The following is a 23,800-nucleotide window of genomic DNA, read 5'->3' as shown; positions in this document are numbered from 1 at the left end:
TAAAATGTTAATAGATAGCCATGCACATTTAGATGATCCAAGATTTGATAATGATAGAGATAAGTTGATTAACTCTTTAAAGAATAATGGGGTGGAAATAGTCATCAATATAGGGGCAGATCTACAAACAAGTATTGCCTCTGTTGCCTTAGCTGAAAAGTACGATCATATATATGCTGCCATAGGGGTACATCCTCATTCAGCTAAAGAAGTTGATAACTCGACTATTGAAGTCTTAAAATCCTTTGCCAAACGAGATAAGGTAGTTGCCATAGGAGAAATAGGATTAGACTATTACTATGATAACTCACCGAGAGATTTACAAAGAAAATGGTTTATAGAGCAATTGAACCTTGCTAAAGAATTGGATTTGCCAGTTGTTATTCATACTAGGGAAGCACAGCAGGAAACCTTCGATATAATAAAAGATGCAGCTAAAGATGGAAAACTAAGGGGAGTTCTTCATTGCTTTTCAGGAAGTCCTGAAATAGCCATGGAGTATATAAAAATGGGACTTTATATATCTCTAGGAGGACCAGTTACATTTAAAAACTCTAGAGTGAGTAAAGAGGTAGCTAAGGCAGTACCTCTAGATAAACTCTTAATAGAAACGGACTGTCCATATTTAACTCCAGAACCTCATAGAGGAAAGAGAAATGAGCCTGTATTTGTAAAATATGTAGCAGGTACTATTGCTGAATTAAGAGGTATAACCTACGAGGAATTGACAAAAGCGACTAATAAAAATACTAGAGACCTATTTGGAATTGATAAATAGTGAATAGTTAAAAGGACAGTGAAAAGTGAAAAGTGAATAGCTTGTAGTTAGGCAGAAATGTCTTTCAATCTTTTCAACTATTCACTATTCACTAAAAAGAACGGGGTTGATTTATTGATAAAGGAAGTCATTGTTGTTGAAGGGCGAGACGATATAACTGCCGTCAAATCTGCTGTAGATGCAGAGGTCATTGCCACCGGTGGATTTGGATATAAAAAAGAGTTTATAAACAATTTAAAAAATATAGCCGAAAAGACTGGGATAATCATACTTACAGATCCAGACTATGCTGGAGAACAGATAAGGAAGGATTTATCTAAACATATAAAGAATTGTAAACACGCTTTTTTACCTCAAGGTAAGGCCTTAAAAAAAGGTGATATTGGCGTGGAAAATGCCACTAAAGAAGATATACTTGAGGCAATCTTAAAGGCTAGACCAAGTAATGTTGAGCGAAAAGAAGAATATACTAAAGAAGAGATAATAGCTCTTGGATTAGCGGGTGGAGAAGGTTCTAGGGAGAAAAGAGAAAGATTAGGCAATATTTTAGGAATTGGATATTCTAATTCTAAACAATTGCTAAATAGATTAAATAATTTTGGTATAACTAGGGAAGAATTTGAAAAGGCTTTGGAAAGGATTGAAAAAGAAAATGGAAGATAAAAGACTTTATTCTCCAGCCTATGTAAAAAAGATTTTATCGAAATATGGATTTAAGTTTTCAAAGAGTCTAGGACAAAATTTTTTAATGGATGGAAATATCGTAAGAAAAATAGCAGATGCAGGAGAAATTACATCAGAAGATTATGTAATAGAAATAGGACCAGGTATAGGTACACTAACGGAGGAGTTGGCATTAAGGGCAAAGAAGGTTGTAGCCATTGAAATAGATAAGACTTTGCTGCCTATATTAGATGAAACTATTGGGAAATATAAAAATGTAGAAATAGTTCATGGAGATGTATTGAAGGTTGACATGAAACAGCTAATTAATGAAAAGCTAAATGGCGGGCCTGTGAAAGTAGTGGCAAACCTGCCTTATTATGTAACTACACCTATAATCGGGAAATTGATAGAAGATAATTTAAATTTAGATTCTATAATAGTAATGGTTCAAAAAGAAGTGGCAGAAAGAATGGAATCATCCCCCGGTGGAAAAGAATATGGTTCACTTTCCATATTTGTTAATTTTTATAGCGAACCTAAAATCATAGTTAAAGTGCCTAAGACTGTATTTATGCCTCAACCAAAGATAGACTCCGCTGTAATAAAGCTAGATATAAAAAAGGAATTACCAGATGTGGATAAGGAAAAGTTTTTTAAGATAGTTAAGGCCTCTTTTAGTAAAAGAAGAAAGACTTTAATCAATGCTCTGTCTACCTATGGATTTAATATCCATAAAGAAGTCATAAGAGATACATTAAAAACTTTAGATATTGATGAAAATATACGTGCAGAAAGCCTTTCTGTAGAAGATTTTATAAAGATTAGTAAAACATTACCCCCATTAGACATATAATTAAATATAGTATGAAAAGGGGGTAATTTTATGCCATCATCATTAGCGTATACGAGAAAGTTTATAATACTGAAAAAAGAGTTTTCAAACATAGGAGGAAATCCCAAGGGCCACTGTAAATTAGAAATAAAGGGGATTAGGGGATTAGTTACTGTAAATATTGAAAATGCAGAAAAAGATAAGGCATACAATGTAGTATTTGTTTTAAACGACAGTGGAAATAATGTTTGGAATCTAGGGAAGATATTTACTGATGAACTTGGAAAAGGAAAGGGAGAATATGTATTTTTGCAACAGGAATTGGAAAAAGAAAACCTTTTCTTAGATAAAATATCGGGTATTCTAATAGTAAGAGATGGAAAAGTATTATTAGGTGGATATTTAGACCAAGAAAATGGAACAATTCAAAGGTACATAGATACAATGCCTTTAAGTCCAATTATAGAGTCTAAAGAAGAACCAAAGGAAGAGAAGATAGAGGTCGAAGAAGTAGAGGAAAGCATAGAAGTAGAAAAAATAGAAAAAGTAGAACAGAGTTCGGTGGTAGAAGAAGTCATAGAAATCCAAGAGATAGAAGAAACTCAGGAAATTCAGGAGACTAAAGTAGTGGAAGAAGTTCAGGAAGTGGAGAAGGAAACAATAGAAGAACCAGAGGAAGAAGTATGTGTTGAACCAAAAGAAGAGGTATATACTGAATCTATAAAACAAGAATATAATCCAATATATGATATACCGGCTAAAGAACAAGAAATTGAACCAATATATCATGTACCTGCTCAAGAAATGGAATATAATCCATTATATGATATTCCAGCTAGGGAGCCTGAATATAACCCAAAATATGATATACCTGCAAAGGAACCAGTAGCGGAAGCATTAGAAGAGGAAGCTATAGAAGAGTTAATGATATTAGAAGAAGAAGTACAAGAATTAGAAGTGGAAGAATTAGAAGAAAATATAGAAGAAACTGTAGTAGGATTAGACGCAGATGATGAAGATGACGAAGATGACTTTGAGCCTGATTATAAAACTCTAGATTATATGAAAAAGCTAAACCAAAAAAATCAGACGACTAATTATGTGCTTAGTATTTTAAGGTTTTTCCCATATATAGAACCTTTCAAATATAAACTCAAAGGTTATAATTGGTGGATAGTTGAATTAGATAAAGAAAATGAATATAGAGCATTCCTTCCATATTTCTCCTATATTATTGGTGGTAATAATAAAGAATTCTATAGGGAAAATACTGCCACTTGCAGTCAGTTAATGGATAAATATCAACACTATTTATTTGGACTATATAATGAGGGAGAAAATGTAAAATATTTTGTATATGGAATACCAGGCAAGTTTATGCGAGAAGAACACCCTTATGTTGGAGAAAGAGAATTTAATACTTGGTACGAAGGTATAAATGCGGAAGGATATTGGATAATACACATAGATCCTATGACGGGGAAGCCAGTAGATTCACCTGTATCTATGATGCCCACAGATTAAAATAGGAGGTATAGATAAATGGACGAAACTAAAGACAAATTAATATGTATGACTCATCATATAGACGATATATCTTTAGAAAAGTTAAAAAAAGAGTTACAAGATGAAAAGGAGATAGATATTCTTTCCAGTACATTTAAAGCCTTGTCAGATTCCACTAGACTTAAAATAATCTATATATTATCAAAATCATCTCTATGTGTATGTGATATAGCTAGTATATTAGATATGACTCAATCAGCTATATCCCATCAGCTGAGAATATTAAGAGATATGAAATTAGTTAGGTTTAAAAGAGAAGGAAAACTAGTAATTTATTCCTTAGATGACGATCATGTATTGGGGCTGTTCGAACAGGCATTAGATCACGTCAAACATAAATAAACCTACAATCCCTATGGGATGTAGGTTTATTCTCCACTTTCAATGCAAGATGAACATATTATATCTGTAGCTTCAATTATCTTTGCCAATACAGATATTCTTCTTTGACGGTCTAGCAAGAAAGCTTTCTTCTCTCCTGCTATTACATCGTATTTAAAGTAAACAGGATGTAAATTATTTAAAGCAGTAACTTTTATATCATGTTCACAACTTTCGTTTTTACACATTTTATTAGAAATTTTCATTTCTTTAAAGATTTCATCTACTAATATTTCCATGTAGTTTTTTATCATACCATCATCCTTAGTTATAAATATTATATTCGCTCTAATTCAAATAATTAATATTATATTATTTTAAAATATTGTTGTCAAACCTATGATATTAAATTTTAATATGTGATTATTATTAAAAACTATGGGTAAAATACTAACATCAGAGAATATTGATTAATTATTCAAAGATGATATAAATCAGAAAAATTTAGGAGGGGTTTTAATGGCAAATGTAATAGTTTATACTAGTAACACCTGCCCATATTGTGTTTCAGCTAAAGATTACTTGACAGAAAAAGGTATTGATTATACTGAAAAAAATGTTCAAACAGATAAAGATGCGAGAAAAGAACTAATGGCTATGGGGCATATGGGTGTTCCAGTTTTAGTTATAGATGATGAAGAAATAGTTGGCTTTGATAAAGAAAAAATCGATGAGCTATTAGAAAAATAATAGTAAAAGGAAGATGATTTACTGAAAAATCTCTTCCTTTTTGTAATTATAGCTTCATATTATTCATTTAAAGCAGCCATTAATTTATCTAAATCTAGGCCATGTACCATAGCAGCTTCTTCTAAGCTTTCCATTTGGCTAGATGGACAACCTACACAACCCATACCAAATCTCATAAGAGTTTCTACTGATTCTGGCTTTTTCCTAATTAACTCGCCAATAAGCATATCTTTTGTGATTTCCATATTTTTCAACCTCCTTATTTATACTCTACTAATATAGTAGCATATATTTTATACCCTTTCTAGTATAAATATATCATTTCTCAAAATATAAAAATTATTTAATATTTCTTTGTATAAAAAAAAGCATTCTTGGAGAATACTATATCAGGAGGTGAAACTATGGATAATAATGATAGAAATAAAAATCCAGAAAAAGACAGAGATAGAGACAGAGATGATAGTTTCAACATAGGAGAAATGATCATAAGGATATTAGTAACAGCAATAGTTGTAGCTATAGCAGCTTACTTTACTCCAGGATTCACAATAGACGGTATATGGAGCTTATTACTAGCATCAGTAGTAATTGGAGTGTTGGATCACTTAATCCAAAAGTTTACTGGTGTAAATGCTTCTCCATTCGGAAGAGGATTATCAGGATTCTTAGTAGCTGCACTTATTCTCTATGTTACCAAGTTTATAATCCCTGGATTTAATATATCTGTTTGGGGTGCCATAATAGGTGCTTTAGTAATAGGTATAGTAGATGCTATAATACCAGGAAGAGCAATGTAGAAGTAGGATTGACAATATATAATTGACAATTGACGATTTTAAATTATAAAAAATGGAGGAAGATATTTCCTCTATTTTTTATAGGGAATATGAAAGTTCCACTTTCAATGAGTTTCAAAAAAAGCTTTCTTAAAGGGCTTTTTTAGAAGCTCTTTTTATTTTATAATTAATAATTAAAAGCAAACGATAAGGGTAATCTATTAGTATAAATTCATTTATAGATAGAATTTATAAATAACTGTTTACAAATACCCCTAGTGGGTATATAATGTAATAAGAAAACACTCAAAGGAGGCAATTAATATGATAATAGATGTAACTTCAAAAGCATCAGAAGAACTAACCAAAGTCATAGAATCTAAACAAACGGATAAACCTTTAAGAATTTATGTTGCAGGCTATGGTTGAGGCGGTCCATCATTTGGCATAGCTCTGGATGAGCACAAAGATGGAGATTTAGAAATGTCAGTTGGAGACTTTAAGTTTTTAATAGAAGAAGGATTAGAAGATAACTATGGAAAGTTTACTGTAGATTATAGTGATGATTGGCTAAGAAGAGGATTTACAGTAATTCCAGATAGAGGCACAGGTGGATGTTAATTAGTTAAGAGTGAATAGTTTAAATAAAAAAAGATAGGATGCCCTATCTTTTTTTATTTGGGTGGATAAGGAAAGTATGGTATAATAGAAAAAGTTAAAGTTTATAAGTAGTGAATAACAGATAGCTATTAGCTATTCACTATTAGTTATTCGCTAAGAAAGGAAGGTTGGTGATGAAAATGGATTCGGGGCCTTTACCCAGTATAAATAAAAGAAAAATAAAGAGAATAATAGGAGAACCATTTTCGTCACAAATAGTGGTTCTCTAGTTGGAGGGAGAACATGGATGAAAGAATATTATTGGAATTAATACAAGAAAAGAAGTACGTACAAATTAAAAAAGAATTATCAGAAATGAATGAAGTAGACGTGGCAGAACTATTAGATCCCTTGGATGTACATTCAACTCTTCTAATCTTTAGAATGTTACCAAAGGATTTAGCAGTAGAAGTATTTGCTCATTTTTCTACAGAACAACAATTAGGCATAATAAATTCCATAACCGATAAAGAGTTGGAATATATTGTGGATGAATTGTTTTTTGACGACATGATAGATTTAATTGAAGAAATGCCAGCAAATATTGTAAAAAAGATTCTTAAATCATCAAAAGAGGAAGAAAGGAAATTAATAAATCAATTTTTGAAATATCCTGTAGACTCTGCTGGTAGCATAATGACTATAGAATATGTTGATTTGAGAAAAGAAGCAACTGTAAAAGAAGCCTTGAATCATATAAAGGAAATAGGGCTAAATAAAGAAACTGTGTATACTTGCTATGTAACAGATAAAAAAAGAACTCTAGAGGGATTTGTCTCCCTAAGAACTCTAGTTACATCAGATGAAGATAAAATTATAGAAGATATAATGGAAGATGAAGTAATAAAAGTATATACCCATGATGATCAGGAAAGTGTAGCCAATGTATTTAGAAAATATGGATTTTTAGCACTTCCTGTAGTAGATAATGAAAATAGGCTTACTGGAATTATTACTGTTGATGATATTATGGATGTTATGGAACAAGAGGCTACAGAAGACTTTCAGATAATGGCCGCTATGTCTCCATCTGAAGATGCTTATTTAAACACAGGAGTTATGACACTGGCTAAAAATAGATTGCCCTGGCTTTTAGTATTAATGGTTTCAGCCACATTTACTGGAAGAATAATGGGTAAATTTGAAGATGTCTTGGCGTCTGTAGTAGTGCTTAGTACATTTATTCCAATGTTAATGGATACTGGAGGAAATTCAGGAAGCCAATCATCTACTTTAATAATAAGAGGGTTGGCAACAGGTGAAATAACTACCCACGATTGGTGGAAAGTATTATGGAAAGAATTAAGAATAAGCTTTATAGTTGGAACAGTCCTTGCTGGGATTAACTTCATAAGAATTATATTTTTAGAAAAAGTAGATGCTACTGTAGCTTTAACTGTTTCCATAACTATAGTAGTTACAGTTATGGCATCAAAAATAGTAGGTGGAATATTACCGCTAATAGCAAAAAAACTAAAGGCAGATCCAGCAATAATGGCAGGTCCACTGATTACAACCATAGTAGATGCATTAGCATTAATGGTATACTTTGGTATAGCAAAAACATTACTTGGAATATAATTAATAATGAAGAAAATCGATTAACGATTGATAATTTAAAGAATTAGAACCTAAGATTTTTCAAAGGAAAGTCTTGGGTTCTTTTGTTTTTTGAATATGGATAAGCTTCATAGAATAGAATATAAAGATTAATAATAAAAATAAATAATTATCAATTGTTTTTTTAGGGGTGTTTATATGATTAATTTTATTTGGGCAGCTTTGATTATTATTGGATTTATAGTTGGAGCTATTACTGGAAACTTAGATAATGTAACTACAAGTGCCATAGAAAGTGCTAAAGGAGCTGTAGAATTAGCCATGGGACTCATTGGAGTTATGGCTTTGTGGTTAGGAATCATGAAAATAGCAGAGGATTCTGGACTAATAAAAGGAATATCAAGACTTCTTAAACCAATAATGATACTTTTATTTCCAGACGTGCCAGCTGATCATCCAGCCATGGGAGCCATGATAATGAATATATCTGCCAATATTTTAGGCTTAGGTAACGCAGCAACTCCCTTTGGATTAAAGGCAATGGAAGAATTACAAAAGTTAAATAGACAGAAAGACACAGCAACAGATGCAATGGTCACATTTCTTGCCATAAATACTTCATCTGTAACTCTAATACCTGCTTCCACCATAGCAATACTGGCAGCAGCAGGTGCCACTAATCCAACGCAAATAGTAGGGCCTACCATAATTGCCACTACCATATCTACAACTACAGCCATAATAGCAGCAAAGACACTTCAAAGATTACCTAAATACAAAATAAAAAGAGGTAGAAGTAAAGGAGGAAGGCAGAATGTTCATTGAAGTAATGGAGATTTTATCTAGATTTGCTATTCCTTTCATGATTGTTGGGATTATATTTTATGGAATTATTAGAAATATTAAGGTTTATGAATCCTTTATGGAAGGAGCAAAGGATGGATTTACTACTGCCATAAGAATTATACCTTCTTTTGTAGCCATGCTTGTAGCCATTGGAGTCTTTAGAGAATCAGGAGCTATGGATATGCTAATTAAGCTTTTCAGTCCAGTCATAGAGCTATTTAAGATTCCAGGAGAAGTAGTCCCTATGATATTTATGAGACCCTTATCAGGCAGCGGCGCTCAAGGAATTATGAGTGAATTAATAAAGATCCATGGACCAGAGTCTTTACTTGGTAGAACAGCAGCAGTGATGATGGGTTCCAGTGAAACTACATTCTATATCCTAGCAGTATATTTTGGCTCAGTATCCATAAAAAAACATAGACACGCATTGTCAGCAGGATTAATAGCAGACTTGGTTGGATTGGTGTCGGCAGTGTACGTGGCGAGAATTTTTTTTAGTTGATATCTAATAGTGAATGGTGAATAATGAAGGCGACCTTTTGGTCGCCAGTTAATAGTTTCTAGTTTACTAGAAACTTTCACAACTATTCACTATTCACTAAATAAGCTTCTACCTTAAACTACATACTTCTCCAGCTCTTTACTAAATTCCATACTAACTTCCTTAAACTCATATATACTTTTTGTCATCTTTTTAATTTCTTCAGTATATGCATGAACGTTGGCAGATACTTCCTGTGATGACGCAGAGTTTTCTTCTGCAATTGCTGCCAATGACTCTATACCTTGGAAAAGGGAATTTATATTGTCAGTTTCCATTGTCAGTTCTTTTGTTAGCTCAGTAATCAATTGAGATACCTTAGCTACAGAATTTACAGCAGAGTAATTTTCCTCTGCAACTGAACTTAATTTAATATTTTCTTTTTCAAGAATACTAAATTGATCCGATATAGAAACAACAAATCCAGCAACATCTCTTACAAAAGATTCTAAATTATTATTTATAGTTTGAACCGCTTCCTTAGAGCCTTCTGCTAATTTTCTGATTTCCATGGCAACAACAGTAAAACCTCGACCATATTCTCCAGCACGTGATGCTTCTATACTTGCATTTAAGGCAAGTAAATTGGTTTGCTCCGCAATACTTTCTACAGTTTCAACAATATCTTTTACTTCATTGGCCCTATTTTGTAAATCTTGACCTTTAGATTTTACATGGGAAAATTGAGCTAATATATTATTTAAACTATCAGAAGTAGACTTCAAATCATTAAATCCCTTATTGATTTGATCCACGGCAGATTCTAGTTGATCTTTTCCTTTGATTTCCTTATCTACTACTTCATTTAATGAGATAATAGAATTATTTAGGCTATAAGCAGTCTGTTCTGTTTCTTCAGCCTGATTAATTGAACCGGTTGCCACTTGTTCCACCACATTTGATATTTCTCCAGAGGTAAAACTCATGTTAGCAGAAATATCAGCGAATTTATCAGCAAAGACGTTTAATTCATCTGTAGTACCTTTAAATCCAACAAAATCTTTTTTGATAGATTCCTTTAAGTCCTTTAATTTAAGATTAATATCTTCAAAAAAATCTCCAGTAGATATATCATGAATCATGGACAAATCCTTATTTATAATTTCATCAAGGGAACTATAGATAGATTTTATAGGAATAAAAAGACCCTTAGTAACTAAAAATGGAACTAAAATTGATAAAATTAAAGTTAAAGGTATTGTAATGGAAGAATCTACGAATCTAGAGAGAATGCTTACTGGAATACCTAAAAATATAAGAGATGCCAAGGCAATTTTTCCTTCTATATTCTTTATAAATCCTAGAGATAATAGTTTATTAAACCTGTATTTCTTTTTATAGTAGATTTCTTCAGGAAATGTAATAGATAGTTTTAAAAAGTCTTCCGTCTTTTCTACAGTTTCCACCACAATGTCTTCTTTGAAATACATACTAGCACCTTCTAGCATACCATGGAAATAAGAAAACATTCCCCTTTGAGAAGAATAGGTCATATGGGCAGTAAATTTATCTATAGGCTTAATTCCTAATATAGGGGGATTTGCCCCTTTAACTCTTTTAGTAACAACTACATGAATATCATACATTGCTTGGAGAAATGAATATAAATTTTTATATCTAAAAAATGCGGGATAAACTTTAGAGTAAGTAAGAACATTATGGTTTCCCATGGTTCTCCATACTTCATCAGAAGACTTATTTAATTTTTCAGCAATATATTCAAGAATTCCTCGAGCCACATTATCTTCTATATCCTCTGTAGGCGAAAATATTTTATTAGGACTTATATTAAAATGTTCCAATGCTTGGTTTGTTATTTTTTCTCCATACAATTCCCTGCAAGTGTCAACCCATGCAGAAACTATAGTACCTTTCACAGTAATTCCTCCTCTGTACAATTTAAATATATTATATCACAACCAATTAAAGATTTGGTATATCATGGTATTAAACAAAAAAATATATTTTATTTAGATACTAAGAGGTATGAAAGAAAAATAACAATTATTGCATTATTGGTATGACCATACTATAATATGATTATCAAGATGAATTGTCATAAAATTAATATTATTTATATAAGGAGGGATAGATGCATTATTGTATTTTATTCTCAGATAAAAACTAAAGATTAAAATGTGAAATTAGGAGGATAAACATGAATAAAAAAGTTAAAAGATTATTATTGCTATTTGCATTAGGTCTGACCTACGGATTTATGTATACGCTACCATATATGAGCCGTACATTTTATGATCAAATGATTGCAGCTATGGGAGTTACCAATGCCCAGCTTGGCTCATTGTTATCAATCTATGCAATGGCTTGTACATTATCATATTTACCAGGTGGATGGATTGCGGATAAATTTAAACCCAAAACTGTTCTATTAGCATCTACATTTGGTAATGCAGCAATATGTTTCTTACTTATGGTGACTTATAGAAGTTTTACAATGGTGAAATTAGTGTGGTTTGGAGCAGCCATAACAGGTGGTTTTGCATTCTGGCCTGCCCTTTTAAAGGGAATTCGTTTATTAGGCAGTGAAGAAGAACAAGGTAGAATGTTTGGAATCTTCGAAGCCATGAATGGTGTGGCATCATTATTAATTAACTTTATTATGATTTATGTATTATCATTATTTGCTGACAACCTTCTACTAGGATTCAAAGGTGCTGTAGCAACTATGGGTGTCTTATGTGTAATAGCAGGAATATTAATTATATTTTTATACGATGAAAAACTTACCTATGCTGAAGAAAAAACTACTACAACTGAAAAAATCAGCATTAAAGATTACTTTGGAGTATTAAAATACCCAGCAGTATGGATTGTGGCAATTATAATGTTTGGACAAGTTACATTTATTGCAGGACTAAGTTATTTAACTCCATATAGCACAGGTGTACTAGGATTGTCATTAACATTAGCAGCAAGTATAGGAACTATTAGAAACTATGCAACTAGATTTATTGGTGGACCATTAGGAGGCTATGTTTCAGATAATGTATTTAAATCAGCTAGTAAAGGTCAAGTAGTTTCCTTAGGATTATGTGCAATATCCATGGCTATGCTTTTACTTATGCCAGGAGGAAATAATATTTTAATAATAGCTGTAATGCTTCTTAATGCCATTGCTTTATATATGGCCAAAGGACCTTTATATGCAGTTATATCAGAACTACAAGTACCAGCAGCAGTTACTGGAACAGCTTTAGCTATTATTACAGTAATCGGTTACTTACCTGATATGTTTGTATATACTTTATTTGGCAAGTGGCTAGATACTTATGGGGATGCAGGATATAGTCGTATATTTATATTTACCATAGGAGTAACAATTGTATCCTTATTAGTAGCTTTAGTAGCTGTGAAATTATCTAATAAGTATAAAAAACAAAATAATATATAACAAAATAACTTATATAGGAGGAATTAACATGGCAACAGCAATAAAAAATACAGCGAAAGCTAAAACAAATCCTGAGAAATGTAAAGGATGTTACTATTGCATCAAGGCGTGTCCTAAAGACGCCATATCCATAATGGGCATAGTAAATAAAAAAGGTTACTCACCAACTCAAGTAGATGAAGAAAAATGTATAGGTTGCGGGGCTTGTTATACTGTATGCCCAGATACTGTTTATACAATAGAATAAGACTTTATTCGATATAGACTAGGAACAAAATGATAGGAGGTAAATATATGGAATACGTATTGATGAAAGGTAATGAAGCATTAGCAGAAGCTGCCATAAGAGCAGGTTGTAGATTTTATAGCGGTTATCCTATTACACCGCAAACTGAAATATTAGAGTATTTATCATGGAGAATGGATGAAATAGGTGGTGAGTTTGTACAAACTGAATCTGAACTAGGTGGAATAAATATGATGCTTGGTGCTTCAGCAGCTGGAGCTAGAGTAATAGGAAGTTCATCAGGTCCAGGATTTAGTCTTTTTCAAGAAGGAATATCTTACCTTGTTGCAGCAGATCTTCCAGCTGTACTAGTAGATGTTATGAGATATGGAAATGGACTAGGTGATATTGGACAGAGTCAAGGAGACTACTGGCAATTAACTAGAGGTGGAGGACATGGAGACTATAGAACCATAGTACTGGCACCTAACTCTGTTCAAGAAAATGTTGACTTAACTCACTTGGCTTTCGACTTAGCAGAAAAATATAGACATCCAGTAATTATTGGTTCAGATGCAGCCATTGGTCAAATGATGGAAAAAGTAGCTTTACCTGAAATGGAAGAACATAATATAGACAAGTTTGATTGGTCCATGAAAGGTTGTAAGAAAGGTGAAGAACAAAAGAAAATCACAAATCTTTTATACTATATGGATAATTATGATGAGTTCTTAGCAAATAAATATAAAGAAATGGAAGAAAACGAGCAAAGATGGGAGTCAATGGAAGTAGAAGATGCAGAAGTTGTACTAGTTTCCTATGGAATCAGCTCAAGAGTATGTAAAGAGGCAGTAAAAGTTGCAAGAAGTCAAGGAATAAAGTTGGGTTTAATAAGGCCTATTAGCTTATGGCCATACCCTATAAAGGCTTTCAGAGAATTATCAGCTTCATGTAAGGCGTTAATGACAGTGGAAATGAACATTTTAGGTCAGATGGTAGACGATGTGATTTTAGCTACAGGTAATAAGTATCCTGTACACAAATATACAACAGTTAAAGATGTACCTGAAACAGAAGTTATTATTGAAAAAGCAAATAAAATATTATCAGGTGAGGAGGTATAATAATGGAATTAAGAGCACCAGAATCAATATCCTTTGCACAGACATCATTTTGTCCAGGATGTGGACATGGAATTGTTTCACGTTTAATCGGAGAAGCAATGGAAGAAATGGGATTAACAGAAAAACTATTAACAGTAGTAGATGTGGCTTGTTCTTCTTTACACATAGATACATGGAAATTTGATACCGTAATAGCAGCTCACGGAAGACCTATAGCTACTGCGACAGGTGTAAAAAAGATTAGAAAAGATAATCCAGTACTTGCGTACCTAGGAGATGGAGCAGCTTATTCCATAGGTATTGCAGAAACCATGCACGCAGCTCTAAGAAACGATAATGTAGTAACAATAATTATAAATAATGGAGTTTTCGGAATGACAGGTGGACAAATGGCACCTACATCCTTAGAAGGACAAAAAACTACTACTTCTCCTAAGGGAAGAGATACTTCAAAAACAGGACAACCCTTTGACGTAGTAAAAGTTATGGGAAGTTTAGATATTCCATATTTAGCAAGGGGCTCAGTATCTAATCTAGGAGATATTAGGAGAACAAAAAAATATATAAAAAAAGCTTTTGAAAAGCATATGAATAATGAAGGGTTCTGTTTAGTAGAAATACTATCACCTTGCCCAACTAACTTAGGTATGGCACCTGTAGCTTGTTCCGAAAGAATAGACGGTGTAGTTAAAGAATTTTTCAACACAGGTGAGTATATTGACAAGGAGGGAACAAAGTAATGATGGAAATTATATCTGCAGGCTTTGGAGGTCAAGGAGTATTAACAGCAGGACTGATTTTAGCGAAAGTTGCCATGGATAATGGTAAAAATGTTACTTGGATTCCATCCTATGGTTCAGAAATGCGTGGAGGAACAGCTAACTGTGGAGTAAAAATTAGTGATGATGAAATTGCCAGTCCTTTCGTTAAGAACATAGATGTACTTATTGCCATGAATGGACCTTCCATAGACAAGTTTGAAAAAAATATGAAACCAGGTGGAGTCTTAATAGTAAATTCCTCCATGGTAAAAGATAGACAATATAGAGATGATATAAAAGTAGTTGAAGTACCAGCAAATGATATTGCCCATGAAGCAAGTAATCCTAGAGGAGTAAATATTGCAATTTTAGGAGCTTTTATAAAGGCAACAAACCTTCTTGATAAAGATACTTTTGCTAAAGGAATTGAAAACTTCTTTGCAGATAAGGGCAAAGTAAATCCAGCAAACGGAGTTTGTTTTGAAATGGGATATAATTCAGTAGAAAACTAGGAGGCGGATTAATGAACGTATCTAACCTTTTAAAACCAAACAAAATCGCCTTAGTAGGAGCCAGTGAAAGAGAAGGTTCCTTCGGTGGAGATACTTGTAAAAATATAATGGATTTCAGTAATCCATCTAAATATTACTTCGTAAACCCTAAAAGAGAAGAAGTATTTGGACAAAAATGTTATAAATCAGTAGGTGATATACCAGAAAACTTTGATATGGTAATTATTTGTACACCTCAAAGTACAGTTTTAGATATATTAAAACAATCTCACAAAAAAGGTTGTAAGGGAGCAGTAGTATACGCCAGTGGATATTCTGAAACAGGAACAGAAGAGGGAAGAAGGGCAGAAAAAGAATTAATAAATACTTGTGAAGAATTAGGAATTGCCCTTCTTGGACCAAACTGTGGTGGATTTATCAACTATATTGATGATGTTTATAGTTTTGCTTTTGTAGCAGAAAAAAGAGATAGAAAAGGTACAGTTGGATTAGTATCTCAAAGTGGACAACTATGTCTTTCACTTATGGACAATCCAAAGGGTAAGTTTTCTTATGTAATCTCTTCCGGAAATAGTTCTGTAGTGAAAGTAGAAGAATATTTAGACTATTTAGTAGATGATGAAGATACAAAAGTTGTAGCAGCATATTTAGAGGGAGTTTCTAAACCAGAAGTATTTGTAAATGCCCTTAAAAAAGCAGCAATAAAAAGAAAACCTGTTGTAATCTTAAAGACTGGTAGGTCAGAAAAAGGTTCAGCAATATCTGCATCCCATACAGGAAGTTTATCAGGCTCTGATAAGACTTATGATGCATTATTTAAGAAGTTTGGGGTAATAAGGGTAAATGATATGGAAGAATTATTATCCATGACTCACCTATTATCTACCATAAAAGAATATCCAAAGAACGCAAGATTTGCAGCTATGAACCTTTCAGGCGGAGAAACCATAATTACAGCAGATATAGGTTCCTTAAAGGGAATAAACTATCCTGATTTTACAGATAGTACACTGAAAAAACTAACAGAAATGTTACCAAGTTATGCAACTCCAAACAATCCACTGGATATGACAGCAAGTCTATCCTATGATAGTGAAAAGTATGCAGGAGCCTTAAGGGCAGTAATGGATGATCCTAATGTAGACATGGTTCTAATAGGATATACCTTACTACTTAATATAGCAGACCCTTGTATATACTATATGACAGAAGGTATAGAAAAGGTAGTTAAAGAAGGTAATACAAAGCCTATGGTAATGATTCCTTATATTGAGAACACAAGAAATCAAGAATATGCAGAAAGACTAGAAAAAGCAGGGGTTTCTATTTTACCTCCAGTTGTTTATGCCATGGAAATATTAAAGAAATTCAGTGAATTTATTGAGTATAATCCAGATGAACATACATTAGATGTGGGTCTGCCAACTGATGATAAAAAGGAAACTAGAAAGTTTTTATCAGAACATGAAAGTAAAACCATGCTGTCTAAAGCAGGAATACCAGTACCAAAGGAAGATATTGCAAAAGATAAGGAAGAAGCCATAAAAATGGCAAATGAAATCGGTTATCCTCTAGTAATGAAAATTGAATCAGCAGATATTCCACATAAATCAGATGCAGGTGGAGTTAAACTGAATATCCAATCTGAAGAAGATGTTAAAAAAGCGTATGATGAGATAATGGAAAGTGTAGCAAAATATAATCCAAATGCAAAGATCAATGGAATACTAATCCAGGAAATGTTACCAAAAGGTACAGAACTTATAATAGGAGTAAATAATGATCCATTATACGGGCCGATGATTCTTTGCGGATTAGGTGGAGTATTTGTCGAAATATTTAAGGATGTTGCATTATACCCAGCACCACTAAACCATAACGAAGCCTTAGAAATGGTAAAATCTCTAAAAGGGTATCCGCTTCTAACAGGCTATAGGGGTAGTAATGAATTAGATATAGATGCCTTAGTAGATTTAATCGTCAAGGTATCAAACTTTGCAGTAGAAAATAAAGATATTGTGGCAGAAATAGATATAAATCCAGTATTCCTATATGAAAAGGGAGAAGGTCTATCTGTGGCAGACTCTTTAATCATACTAAAAGAATAATAAATGGGAAGGAAGAGATAAATGTATAAAATAGTTTTGACTCATCCCCAAGAAACAGCAGAAATAGAAGAAAAATTTATTCCTGAAGGAGCAACTCTTGAAATAAAACATTCTCCTACAGAAGAGGACCTTATAAAAAATCTTCAGGATGTAGATGCAGTAATATCTGCCTATGAACCTTTTACAGCTAAAGTAATGGATGCTTTACCTAAGCTGAAGATAATATCTCAAGCTGCTATAGGATTTAATAGTGTAGATATTAAAGCAGCGGCTGAAAGAGGCATAGCAGTATTAAATAACCCTAGCTATTGTACGCCAGAAGTAGCAGACCATACTATGGCTTTAATTTTAACATTAGATAGAAGAATAAAAGAATTCGATAAAAATGTACAAGAAGATAAAGAATGGAGATATGACCTTTGTAAAGATGTAACTAGACTTAGTGAACAAACATTGGGATTATTTGGTTTTGGAAATATAGCTAGAGAAGTTGCAAAAAGAGCCAATGCTTTTGGAATGAAAATTATTGCATCAGATCCATATATGAATATGGAACTGGCTAAACAGTTAAATGTAGAAGTAGTTACTATGGAGGAGCTAATGGAAAGATCAGATATTATATCTATCCATGCACCTCTTACAGATGAAACTAAGGGATATTTCACCATGGAAAAATATAATATGATGAAAAAGAAACCTTTAATTATAAATGCAGGTAGGGGAGCTATTATAAATGAAGACTGTTTAGCTAAAGCTCTAGATGAAGGACTAGTTAGAGGAGCAGGACTTGATGTGTTAGAAGAAGAAGATCCAGACTTAAGACAGTCTAAGTTAGTTGGAAGAAACAACGTGATCATAACACCTCACGTAGCATATTACTCTCAAACATCACAATATGAAATTCAGAAGCTATCTGCTCAAAACATAGACACCTACTTAAAAGGTGAATATGACAAGCTTAGTATAGTAAATGGTGTAAGAAAATAAAAATAAACTAAAATACCAAGGCTCCTAGTAATGGAGCCTTGAATCTAATGAAAAAAATCCTTATGGGAGGATGGGTATGAATATAATAGATATAATTTTAATAATTTCTTATCTGGTTTTTATGCTTTATTTAGGATTTTATGCAAGTAAAAAACAAAACAGTATGGAAGATTTTTACCTTGGAGGAAAGAAGACGGGAACTATTTCTATGATGTGTCTTTGGTTATCATCCTGGGTAGGTGGAGCTGCAATCGTTGCCACAGCTGCCAATGCCTATGAATTAGGTATTACGGCTGTTTGGTATGTGGGTGCTATGTGTGTAGGTTTCGCTGTATTCGGACTAACATTTACTACATTGATAAAGAAAGTAGGAGATAAGTTTAGCCATATAACCTATCCAGATTTAATAGAAGACAGATATGATAGTAGATGTAGAATGGTTTCCATAATTACCACGATACTGGCAAATATAGCCTATAATGCTGGACAATTGGTGGCAGCTGGAGGTATACTTTATACCTTTACTGGATGGAATATTACATTTTGTATAATATTATCTGCTGTCGTAGTTAGTATATATACGGCAACAGGCGGGCTTTTAGCAGTTACGTATACTGATGTGGCTCAAACTGTATTGATTTTAGGTTCATTAGTTATTGTTATACCATTTATATATAAAGCATCAGGAAGTATAACAAATTTTCCATCTCAATTTCCTCCATCTTTCTTTAAACTAGGAGCATGGGGAACTAGTACAATTTTAGGATTTATAGTATCAATTACCTTAACATTTTTCACAAGTATGGATAGTTATACTAGATGCTTTGCTGCCAAAGATGAAAGATCGGCAAGAAATGGTACACTACTTGCAATTATAGGAACAGCTTTTATAGCTATAGTTTCCACTTATATAGGGATGGCAGGTAGGATTATATTCCCAAATATAGGAGATACCAGTGCAATATTACCTACTATAATAAGCAACTTACTTCCTACTGGTGTAAAGGGGATTATGTTAATAGGAATTATATCAGCCTTAATGTCAACTAGTGACATATCTACTTTAACTGCATCAGCAAATATAACTAGAGATATTTATCAAAGATATATTAATCCTAAGGCTTCAGAAAGACATTTGTTAAACTTAGGAACAATAAGTTCTATGTTAATTGGAGCATTGAGCACAATTATGGCAATTAAAATGATGAATATAGTAAATATACTTTATTTAGCTTTTACCATAAATTCAGCAGGATTATTTTTACCTACCATAGGAATATTTTTCTGGAAAAAGGCAAACAGTAAATCTGCTTTTTGGAGTATGACATTATCTTTAAGTACTGTTGTACTATGGTTTTTAGGTAATAACTTTAACTTAGGACCCATATTTAATATAGATCCACTGTGGCCTGGACTATTGGTTTCAGCCCTAGTATTTATACCAATGTCTCTAATTACAAAACCTTCAGAAAGAGATAAAGAAAAGATTGAAAAGTATTTAAGTCACAATAAAATCAATTAGTGCTTGATACTAAAGATTATAAATCATATAATGGATATAGATAAAAATATAACGATACTTTATAAAAGAGGGAGTGCTGACCTTGTTTGAATCAGTAAATACAAAGAAAAATTATGAACAAATAGTAGAACAAATTCAAGAGCTTATTTTGGATGGTACTTTTAAAAAGGGAGATAAATTACCGCCAGAAAGAGAACTAACAACTAAATTAGGTGTAAGTAGATCATCCCTAAGAGAAGCCCTAAAGGCATTGGAAGTTCTGGGTCTTATTGAATCTAAACAAGGTGAGGGAAGTTATATATCTAATAATGTAAATTCAACTATTTTGAAATCCATATCAATAGCATATAAGCTAAATAATGGAACCATAGAAGATATATTGGAGCTAAGACATTCTTTGGAGATTCAAGCCGTAAGGACTGCATCAATAAAAGCGACAGAAGAGCAAATAGAGGAATTAGAAGTTATTGTTAACAAAATGGAAGATGCAATAGACGAAGACGAACAATCACAGTTAGATATAGAATTTCATGGGAAGTTAATAGGGATGATGAATAATGTAATGTTTCAAATCATATCAGATTCAGTATCTAACCTTATGCAGCCCTTTATAAAGTCCATAAGAGAAATATATAAGGAACATGATGAGTATTTAAAAACATATTATTTTGTTGAACAACATAGAAATGTATTAAATGCCATAAAAGAAAGAAATCCTGAAAAGGCAGTTAATCTAATGATGGAACATATACAGCTTACAGAAAAGGATTTATTGAGGTTAAATTCCGTATCAAATAAAAAATTATAAAAAAATTTATATTTTCCAATTGACAACCTATATGAAGTTATAGTATAATAAACTATTTATTTGACAAATATATTATAATATGTTATAGTATAATATGAGTGTCCCAAACACTTCTTTCTGCCCTTATGTTTAAGGAGCAAATAATGGAAGGTGGTTTGCTATATTGGAAAAAAACATATTGATTGGAATTCGTAAGGACATCGAAAAATATATTGGTAAGAAGGTAATATTAAGAGCTAATAAAGGTAGAAAAAGAACAGTAGTTAGAGATGGAATATTGGAAGCTGCATATCCTAACCTATTTGTAGTAAGGATTTGCAATGAATACGATAGCTCAAGGAAAGTATCATATACCTATACCGATATATTAACAGGAACAGTAGAAGTAACTGTTTGCTCAGAAACTCAACAGAAAGTAAAGATATCTTAGAAATAACTGTACAGCTAATTGTACAGTTATTTTTTTTAATTCATTATTTTGGACATTAAAGCATATATATTCTCATAGGATAGTTATAGGAAAAGATTAGGGGGGATAATATGTCTATAGAGTTAATAAAAGATATCTTAAGAATTGAGGAACTACGAGGAAAAGAAGATACCCAAGCCTTAGTAGAAACTGAAATATACTTAAACCCATCAAGACCGGATTTAGAAAGTATACTATGGGCGGATGGAGTCGTAGAAGTACTTAGTACAAAAGTCATTAGAGATAGGCTAGTAGTATCAGGAGTAGTAAAATTTAAAGTAGTATATAAATCTAAGGAAGAGGAAAAGAGCATCTATACTATAGATTCCAATGCAGATTTTAGAGAAGAAATAGGAATAGAGGGAATAACAGACGATATGTCAGCAACTGTAAAGACAAATATAGAATATATTGAACATGAGTTATTAGATGAAAGAAAGGTATCTCTAAAGGCTTTAGTCAGCCTAGAGGGAAAAGTGGAAGAAGTAAAAAATATAGAAATAATAAAAGACATAGAAAGAAAAGAAAGTCTTCAAACTCTAAAGGAAACAATTAAATATAAAGAAATCCATGGTAGAGAAACTGCCTATGCCTTTGTAAAGGAGGCCTTTGAATTAAGAGAAGATAAGCCTGCCATAGAGGAAATACTTAAGTTATCTATTCAAGCCTATGAGGAAGATGCCACTGTGGCAGATGATAGAATAATCATATCTGGTATGGTAAATGCTAGAGTAGTTTATTACGGTGAAGGTCAAATTGCCACAATAGAAGAAGAAATGCCATTTAACCATTTCCTAGAAATACCTGGAGCTTTATCTGGATCTCAAGGAGAAATTCTTATGGAAGTAGTAGAAGGTGGATATGAGGTATTGGAAAATGATGTAGGAGAACTTAAAGTACTAGATATAGAGGCAAAGATTAGTATATCCGGATTAGCATATTCAGAAAATGAAAAGAATTTAATAGTAGATGCATATTCTACTAAGGAAAAAGTTAAGATTGAGAAGGAAGAACTGACTTTAGTTGAAAATATAAAAAATGTAGTCCATAGAGAAAGTATAGTTAAGGATTTGTCACAATATAGAATAAGGGAAATCTATGACTTAACAGGTTACCCTTCCATTATAGAAAGTAGATTTATAGATGGAGAGTTTATAGTAGAGGGTATTTGTATAGTACAGGGAATTTACTTAGATGATGTAACAGAAAGCATAGATACTTTAAGGGAAGAAATTCCTTATAAATACTATCTATCTCTAGATGAGAAAGTAGTCGATCCATTGGCGGAAATTAGTCTAGATTTAGAAACTATTAGGGCAAACTTATCTAAAGATATATTTGTAGTAGAAGCCTCTGTTAAACATAATATTAAAATCAATAGAAATAGATCTTTGTCCTTAATTAAGTCTCTAGAGGAGACTGGAGAAATAATAGATAAGAGAAACCGTCCTAGTATAACAATCTATATAGTACAAAGAGAAGATAAACTATGGGATATAGCTAAGAGATATAATACAACTGTAGAGGAAATTCTTCAAGCAAATGATAGTATAAGCCCAAATGATATAGTAGTAGGGGAAAAAATAATCATTGAAAAAACAGTAGATATATCTTTCTAAATTTAAACCTTTAAATTATCTCAAGGACTATGATATAATATAGGAGTTAAATTTTTTAAGGAGTAACCTATATGAAAGAAATGAAAATAGAATCCTATGGGAAAATAAACTTAGGTTTAGATGTATTATATAAAAGAGAAGACAATTACCATGAAATCAATACTATAATGCAGGAAATAGACTTAAGCGATATATTGACCATAAAAGATATGAAAAAAGGCATAAAGCTAGAAAGCAACTATAAAAATTTACCTCTAGATTCTACGAACATAGTATATAAATCTTGGGAAATACTTAAGAAAAAAACTGGAATAGATAGAGGAATCCATATAAACATAAATAAGAGAATACCAGTAGCAGCAGGATTGGCAGGTGGAAGTACTAATGCTGCTGCTGCCTTAAAGGCTCTCAATGACCTGTGGGAGCTGAACTTAAATGAAGAGGAGTTAAGGAAAATCGGTGTAGAAATAGGTGCAGATGTACCTTTTTGCATTATGGGGGGAACAGCCCTTGCAAAGGGTATAGGGGAAAAATTGACTAAATTAAAGTCTTTTAAGGATCACCAATTACTTTTAATCAACCCTGGATTAGAGGTTTCCACTGTGGAAGTATATAAGAGTCTAAGACTTAAAGGAAAAAAGACTTTGGACACTGATAGGATAATTTCGTCCATAGAGAATAATGATATAAAGAATTTATCAGATAATATGATAAATATAATGGAAGAAGTAGTCATAGAAAAAAATCCTATAATAGGAGAGATTAAAGATGATCTAGTAAGATTTGGTTCATTGACGCCATTGATGAGTGGCAGCGGTCCTACAGTATTTGGATTTTTTGAGCATAAGGATAGATTAGATTATTGCAAGAAAAAAATGGAAGAAAAATATACTAATGCAATAGTAATAGCAACAAAGACAATTTAATAATGTATATAATACCCATCTTTT

The 23,800-nt window shown here is 32.4% G+C and carries 26 protein-coding genes; 23 read left to right on the top strand and 3 right to left on the bottom strand.

Annotated features, from left to right (window positions below):
• Positions 1-4 precede the first annotated feature (4 nt).
• From RBU61_RS15840 to RBU61_RS15820, 5 genes are all read left to right on the top strand, one after another.
• Positions 5-778: a TatD family hydrolase gene (locus RBU61_RS15840; RefSeq protein ID WP_308876609.1), complete on the top strand. Its 774-nt coding sequence runs from the start codon at positions 5-7 to the stop codon at positions 776-778.
• 114 nt (positions 779-892) lie between these two features.
• Positions 893-1,441 carry a ribonuclease M5 gene (rnmV, locus tag RBU61_RS15835; RefSeq protein ID WP_308876608.1) on the top strand — a complete coding sequence of 183 codons (549 nt, stop codon included), beginning with the start codon at positions 893-895 and terminating at the stop codon, positions 1,439-1,441.
• On the top strand, positions 1,431-2,297 hold the full coding sequence (gene rsmA, locus RBU61_RS15830) for a 16S rRNA (adenine(1518)-N(6)/adenine(1519)-N(6))-dimethyltransferase RsmA (RefSeq protein ID WP_308876607.1): 867 nt from the start codon (positions 1,431-1,433) through the stop codon (positions 2,295-2,297). The genes rnmV and rsmA overlap by 11 nt, the downstream gene beginning before the upstream one ends.
• Positions 2,298-2,327: 30 nt before the next feature.
• A complete protein-coding gene (locus RBU61_RS15825; protein ID WP_308876606.1) occupies positions 2,328-3,800 on the top strand; it encodes a hypothetical protein in 1,473 nt (490 codons plus the stop codon).
• Between the two features lie 18 nt (positions 3,801-3,818).
• A complete protein-coding gene (locus RBU61_RS15820) occupies positions 3,819-4,184 on the top strand; it encodes a metalloregulator ArsR/SmtB family transcription factor (RefSeq protein WP_308876605.1) in 366 nt (121 codons plus the stop codon).
• Between the two features lie 26 nt (positions 4,185-4,210).
• Here RBU61_RS15820 and RBU61_RS15815 read toward each other — a convergent pair whose 3' ends face one another.
• Entirely contained in the window at positions 4,211-4,477 is a 267-nt protein-coding gene (locus RBU61_RS15815; RefSeq protein WP_308876604.1) for a late competence development ComFB family protein, read from the bottom strand.
• A 205-nt stretch (positions 4,478-4,682) separates the two neighbouring features.
• On the opposite strand from RBU61_RS15815, the gene RBU61_RS15810 reads away from it, so the two are divergent.
• The gene (locus RBU61_RS15810; RefSeq protein WP_308876603.1) at positions 4,683-4,913 is read left to right on the top strand and encodes a glutaredoxin family protein; all 231 of its coding nucleotides are present in this window, start codon (positions 4,683-4,685) and stop codon (positions 4,911-4,913) included.
• A 59-nt stretch (positions 4,914-4,972) separates the two neighbouring features.
• Here the strand turns inward: RBU61_RS15810 and RBU61_RS15805 are convergent, their stop codons facing one another.
• Complete coding sequence (locus RBU61_RS15805; protein WP_308876602.1) at positions 4,973-5,158, bottom strand: DUF1858 domain-containing protein; 186 nt, start codon at positions 5,156-5,158, stop codon at positions 4,973-4,975.
• A gap of 159 nt (positions 5,159-5,317) precedes the next feature.
• On the opposite strand from RBU61_RS15805, the gene RBU61_RS15800 reads away from it, so the two are divergent.
• From RBU61_RS15800 to RBU61_RS15780, 5 genes are all read left to right on the top strand, one after another.
• A complete protein-coding gene (locus RBU61_RS15800; RefSeq protein ID WP_308876601.1) occupies positions 5,318-5,713 on the top strand; it encodes a phage holin family protein in 396 nt (131 codons plus the stop codon).
• 303 nt (positions 5,714-6,016) lie between these two features.
• Positions 6,017-6,313 carry a HesB-like (seleno)protein gene (locus tag RBU61_RS19635; RefSeq protein ID WP_374212456.1) on the top strand — a complete coding sequence of 99 codons (297 nt, stop codon included), beginning with the start codon at positions 6,017-6,019 and terminating at the stop codon, positions 6,311-6,313.
• Positions 6,314-6,595: 282 nt separating this feature from the next.
• Complete coding sequence (gene mgtE, locus RBU61_RS15790) at positions 6,596-7,933, top strand: magnesium transporter (protein ID WP_308876599.1); 1,338 nt, start codon at positions 6,596-6,598, stop codon at positions 7,931-7,933.
• Between the two features lie 177 nt (positions 7,934-8,110).
• Positions 8,111-8,737 (top strand): nucleoside recognition domain-containing protein, encoded by a 627-nt coding sequence (locus tag RBU61_RS15785; protein ID WP_308876598.1) that lies wholly within the window; start codon positions 8,111-8,113, stop codon positions 8,735-8,737.
• Positions 8,727-9,263 carry a spore maturation protein gene (locus tag RBU61_RS15780; RefSeq protein ID WP_308876597.1) on the top strand — a complete coding sequence of 179 codons (537 nt, stop codon included), beginning with the start codon at positions 8,727-8,729 and terminating at the stop codon, positions 9,261-9,263. Before RBU61_RS15785 ends, RBU61_RS15780 begins: the two co-directional genes overlap by 11 nt.
• 113 nt (positions 9,264-9,376) lie before the next feature.
• On the opposite strand, the gene RBU61_RS15775 is transcribed toward RBU61_RS15780, so the two are convergent.
• Positions 9,377-11,179: a heme NO-binding domain-containing protein gene (locus RBU61_RS15775; RefSeq protein WP_308876596.1), complete on the bottom strand. Its 1,803-nt coding sequence runs from the start codon at positions 11,177-11,179 to the stop codon at positions 9,377-9,379.
• Positions 11,180-11,460: 281 nt separating this feature from the next.
• Between RBU61_RS15775 and RBU61_RS15770 the strand changes: the two genes are divergently transcribed.
• From RBU61_RS15770 to ispE, 12 genes are all read left to right on the top strand, one after another.
• Entirely contained in the window at positions 11,461-12,714 is a 1,254-nt protein-coding gene (locus tag RBU61_RS15770) for an MFS transporter (protein ID WP_308876595.1), read from the top strand.
• A gap of 28 nt (positions 12,715-12,742) precedes the next feature.
• Positions 12,743-12,961, top strand: coding sequence for a 4Fe-4S binding protein (locus RBU61_RS15765; RefSeq protein WP_308876594.1), 219 nt, complete (start codon positions 12,743-12,745; stop codon positions 12,959-12,961).
• 47 nt (positions 12,962-13,008) lie between these two features.
• The gene (vorB, locus tag RBU61_RS15760) at positions 13,009-14,064 is read left to right on the top strand and encodes a 3-methyl-2-oxobutanoate dehydrogenase subunit VorB (RefSeq protein WP_308876593.1); all 1,056 of its coding nucleotides are present in this window, start codon (positions 13,009-13,011) and stop codon (positions 14,062-14,064) included.
• Between the two features lie 2 nt (positions 14,065-14,066).
• A complete protein-coding gene (locus tag RBU61_RS15755) occupies positions 14,067-14,804 on the top strand; it encodes a thiamine pyrophosphate-dependent enzyme (protein WP_308876592.1) in 738 nt (245 codons plus the stop codon).
• A complete protein-coding gene (locus RBU61_RS15750) occupies positions 14,804-15,337 on the top strand; it encodes a 2-oxoacid:acceptor oxidoreductase family protein (RefSeq protein ID WP_308876591.1) in 534 nt (177 codons plus the stop codon). Before RBU61_RS15755 ends, RBU61_RS15750 begins: the two co-directional genes overlap by 1 nt.
• An 11-nt stretch (positions 15,338-15,348) precedes the next feature.
• Positions 15,349-17,445, top strand: a complete 2,097-nt coding sequence (locus RBU61_RS15745) for an acetate--CoA ligase family protein (protein ID WP_308876590.1) — start codon at positions 15,349-15,351, stop codon at positions 17,443-17,445.
• A 21-nt stretch (positions 17,446-17,466) separates the two neighbouring features.
• A complete protein-coding gene (locus tag RBU61_RS15740; protein WP_308876589.1) occupies positions 17,467-18,432 on the top strand; it encodes a C-terminal binding protein in 966 nt (321 codons plus the stop codon).
• 76 nt (positions 18,433-18,508) lie between these two features.
• The gene (locus RBU61_RS15735; protein ID WP_308876588.1) at positions 18,509-19,954 is read left to right on the top strand and encodes a sodium:solute symporter family protein; all 1,446 of its coding nucleotides are present in this window, start codon (positions 18,509-18,511) and stop codon (positions 19,952-19,954) included.
• An 82-nt stretch (positions 19,955-20,036) separates the two neighbouring features.
• Entirely contained in the window at positions 20,037-20,762 is a 726-nt protein-coding gene (locus tag RBU61_RS15730) for a FadR/GntR family transcriptional regulator (protein ID WP_308876587.1), read from the top strand.
• Between the two features lie 163 nt (positions 20,763-20,925).
• Positions 20,926-21,192, top strand: a complete 267-nt coding sequence (locus RBU61_RS15725; RefSeq protein WP_374212455.1) for a Veg family protein — start codon at positions 20,926-20,928, stop codon at positions 21,190-21,192.
• A 110-nt stretch (positions 21,193-21,302) separates the two neighbouring features.
• A complete protein-coding gene (locus RBU61_RS15720) occupies positions 21,303-22,850 on the top strand; it encodes an SPOCS domain-containing protein (protein ID WP_308876586.1) in 1,548 nt (515 codons plus the stop codon).
• Positions 22,851-22,921: 71 nt separating this feature from the next.
• Positions 22,922-23,776, top strand: coding sequence for a 4-(cytidine 5'-diphospho)-2-C-methyl-D-erythritol kinase (gene ispE / locus RBU61_RS15715; RefSeq protein WP_308876585.1), 855 nt, complete (start codon positions 22,922-22,924; stop codon positions 23,774-23,776).
• Positions 23,777-23,800 lie beyond the last annotated feature (24 nt).

Source organism: Tissierella sp. MB52-C2, assembly GCF_030931715.1.
Classification (GTDB): Bacteria; Bacillota; Clostridia; order Tissierellales; family Tissierellaceae; genus Tissierella.
Note: the sequence above shows the minus strand (reverse complement) of the source record. Positions and strands in the feature narration are given on the sequence as shown.

Bases quoted from the DNA above. Each gene is read 5' to 3' on its own strand.
- RBU61_RS15800 (WP_308876601.1), top strand. From the start codon at position 5,318: ATGGATAATAATGATAGAAATAAAAATCCAGAAAAAGACAGAGATAGA.
- vorB (WP_308876593.1), top strand. From the start codon at position 13,009: ATGGAATACGTATTGATGAAAGGTAATGAAGCATTAGCAGAAGCTGCC.
- RBU61_RS15840 (WP_308876609.1), top strand. From the start codon at position 5: ATGTTAATAGATAGCCATGCACATTTAGATGATCCAAGATTTGATAAT.
- RBU61_RS15750 (WP_308876591.1), top strand. From the start codon at position 14,804: ATGATGGAAATTATATCTGCAGGCTTTGGAGGTCAAGGAGTATTAACA.
- RBU61_RS15770 (WP_308876595.1), top strand. From the start codon at position 11,461: ATGAATAAAAAAGTTAAAAGATTATTATTGCTATTTGCATTAGGTCTG.
- mgtE (WP_308876599.1), top strand. From the start codon at position 6,596: ATGGATGAAAGAATATTATTGGAATTAATACAAGAAAAGAAGTACGTA.
- RBU61_RS15785 (WP_308876598.1), top strand. From the start codon at position 8,111: ATGATTAATTTTATTTGGGCAGCTTTGATTATTATTGGATTTATAGTT.
- RBU61_RS15740 (WP_308876589.1), top strand. From the start codon at position 17,467: ATGTATAAAATAGTTTTGACTCATCCCCAAGAAACAGCAGAAATAGAA.
- RBU61_RS15825 (WP_308876606.1), top strand. From the start codon at position 2,328: ATGCCATCATCATTAGCGTATACGAGAAAGTTTATAATACTGAAAAAA.
- RBU61_RS15745 (WP_308876590.1), top strand. From the start codon at position 15,349: ATGAACGTATCTAACCTTTTAAAACCAAACAAAATCGCCTTAGTAGGA.
- RBU61_RS15755 (WP_308876592.1), top strand. From the start codon at position 14,067: ATGGAATTAAGAGCACCAGAATCAATATCCTTTGCACAGACATCATTT.
- RBU61_RS15780 (WP_308876597.1), top strand. From the start codon at position 8,727: ATGTTCATTGAAGTAATGGAGATTTTATCTAGATTTGCTATTCCTTTC.
- RBU61_RS15720 (WP_308876586.1), top strand. From the start codon at position 21,303: ATGTCTATAGAGTTAATAAAAGATATCTTAAGAATTGAGGAACTACGA.
- RBU61_RS15815 (WP_308876604.1), bottom strand. From the start codon at position 4,477: ATGATAAAAAACTACATGGAAATATTAGTAGATGAAATCTTTAAAGAA.
- ispE (WP_308876585.1), top strand. From the start codon at position 22,922: ATGAAAGAAATGAAAATAGAATCCTATGGGAAAATAAACTTAGGTTTA.
- RBU61_RS15735 (WP_308876588.1), top strand. From the start codon at position 18,509: ATGAATATAATAGATATAATTTTAATAATTTCTTATCTGGTTTTTATG.
- RBU61_RS15805 (WP_308876602.1), bottom strand. From the start codon at position 5,158: ATGGAAATCACAAAAGATATGCTTATTGGCGAGTTAATTAGGAAAAAG.
- rsmA (WP_308876607.1), top strand. From the start codon at position 1,431: ATGGAAGATAAAAGACTTTATTCTCCAGCCTATGTAAAAAAGATTTTA.
- RBU61_RS15765 (WP_308876594.1), top strand. From the start codon at position 12,743: ATGGCAACAGCAATAAAAAATACAGCGAAAGCTAAAACAAATCCTGAG.
- RBU61_RS15820 (WP_308876605.1), top strand. From the start codon at position 3,819: ATGGACGAAACTAAAGACAAATTAATATGTATGACTCATCATATAGAC.
- RBU61_RS15810 (WP_308876603.1), top strand. From the start codon at position 4,683: ATGGCAAATGTAATAGTTTATACTAGTAACACCTGCCCATATTGTGTT.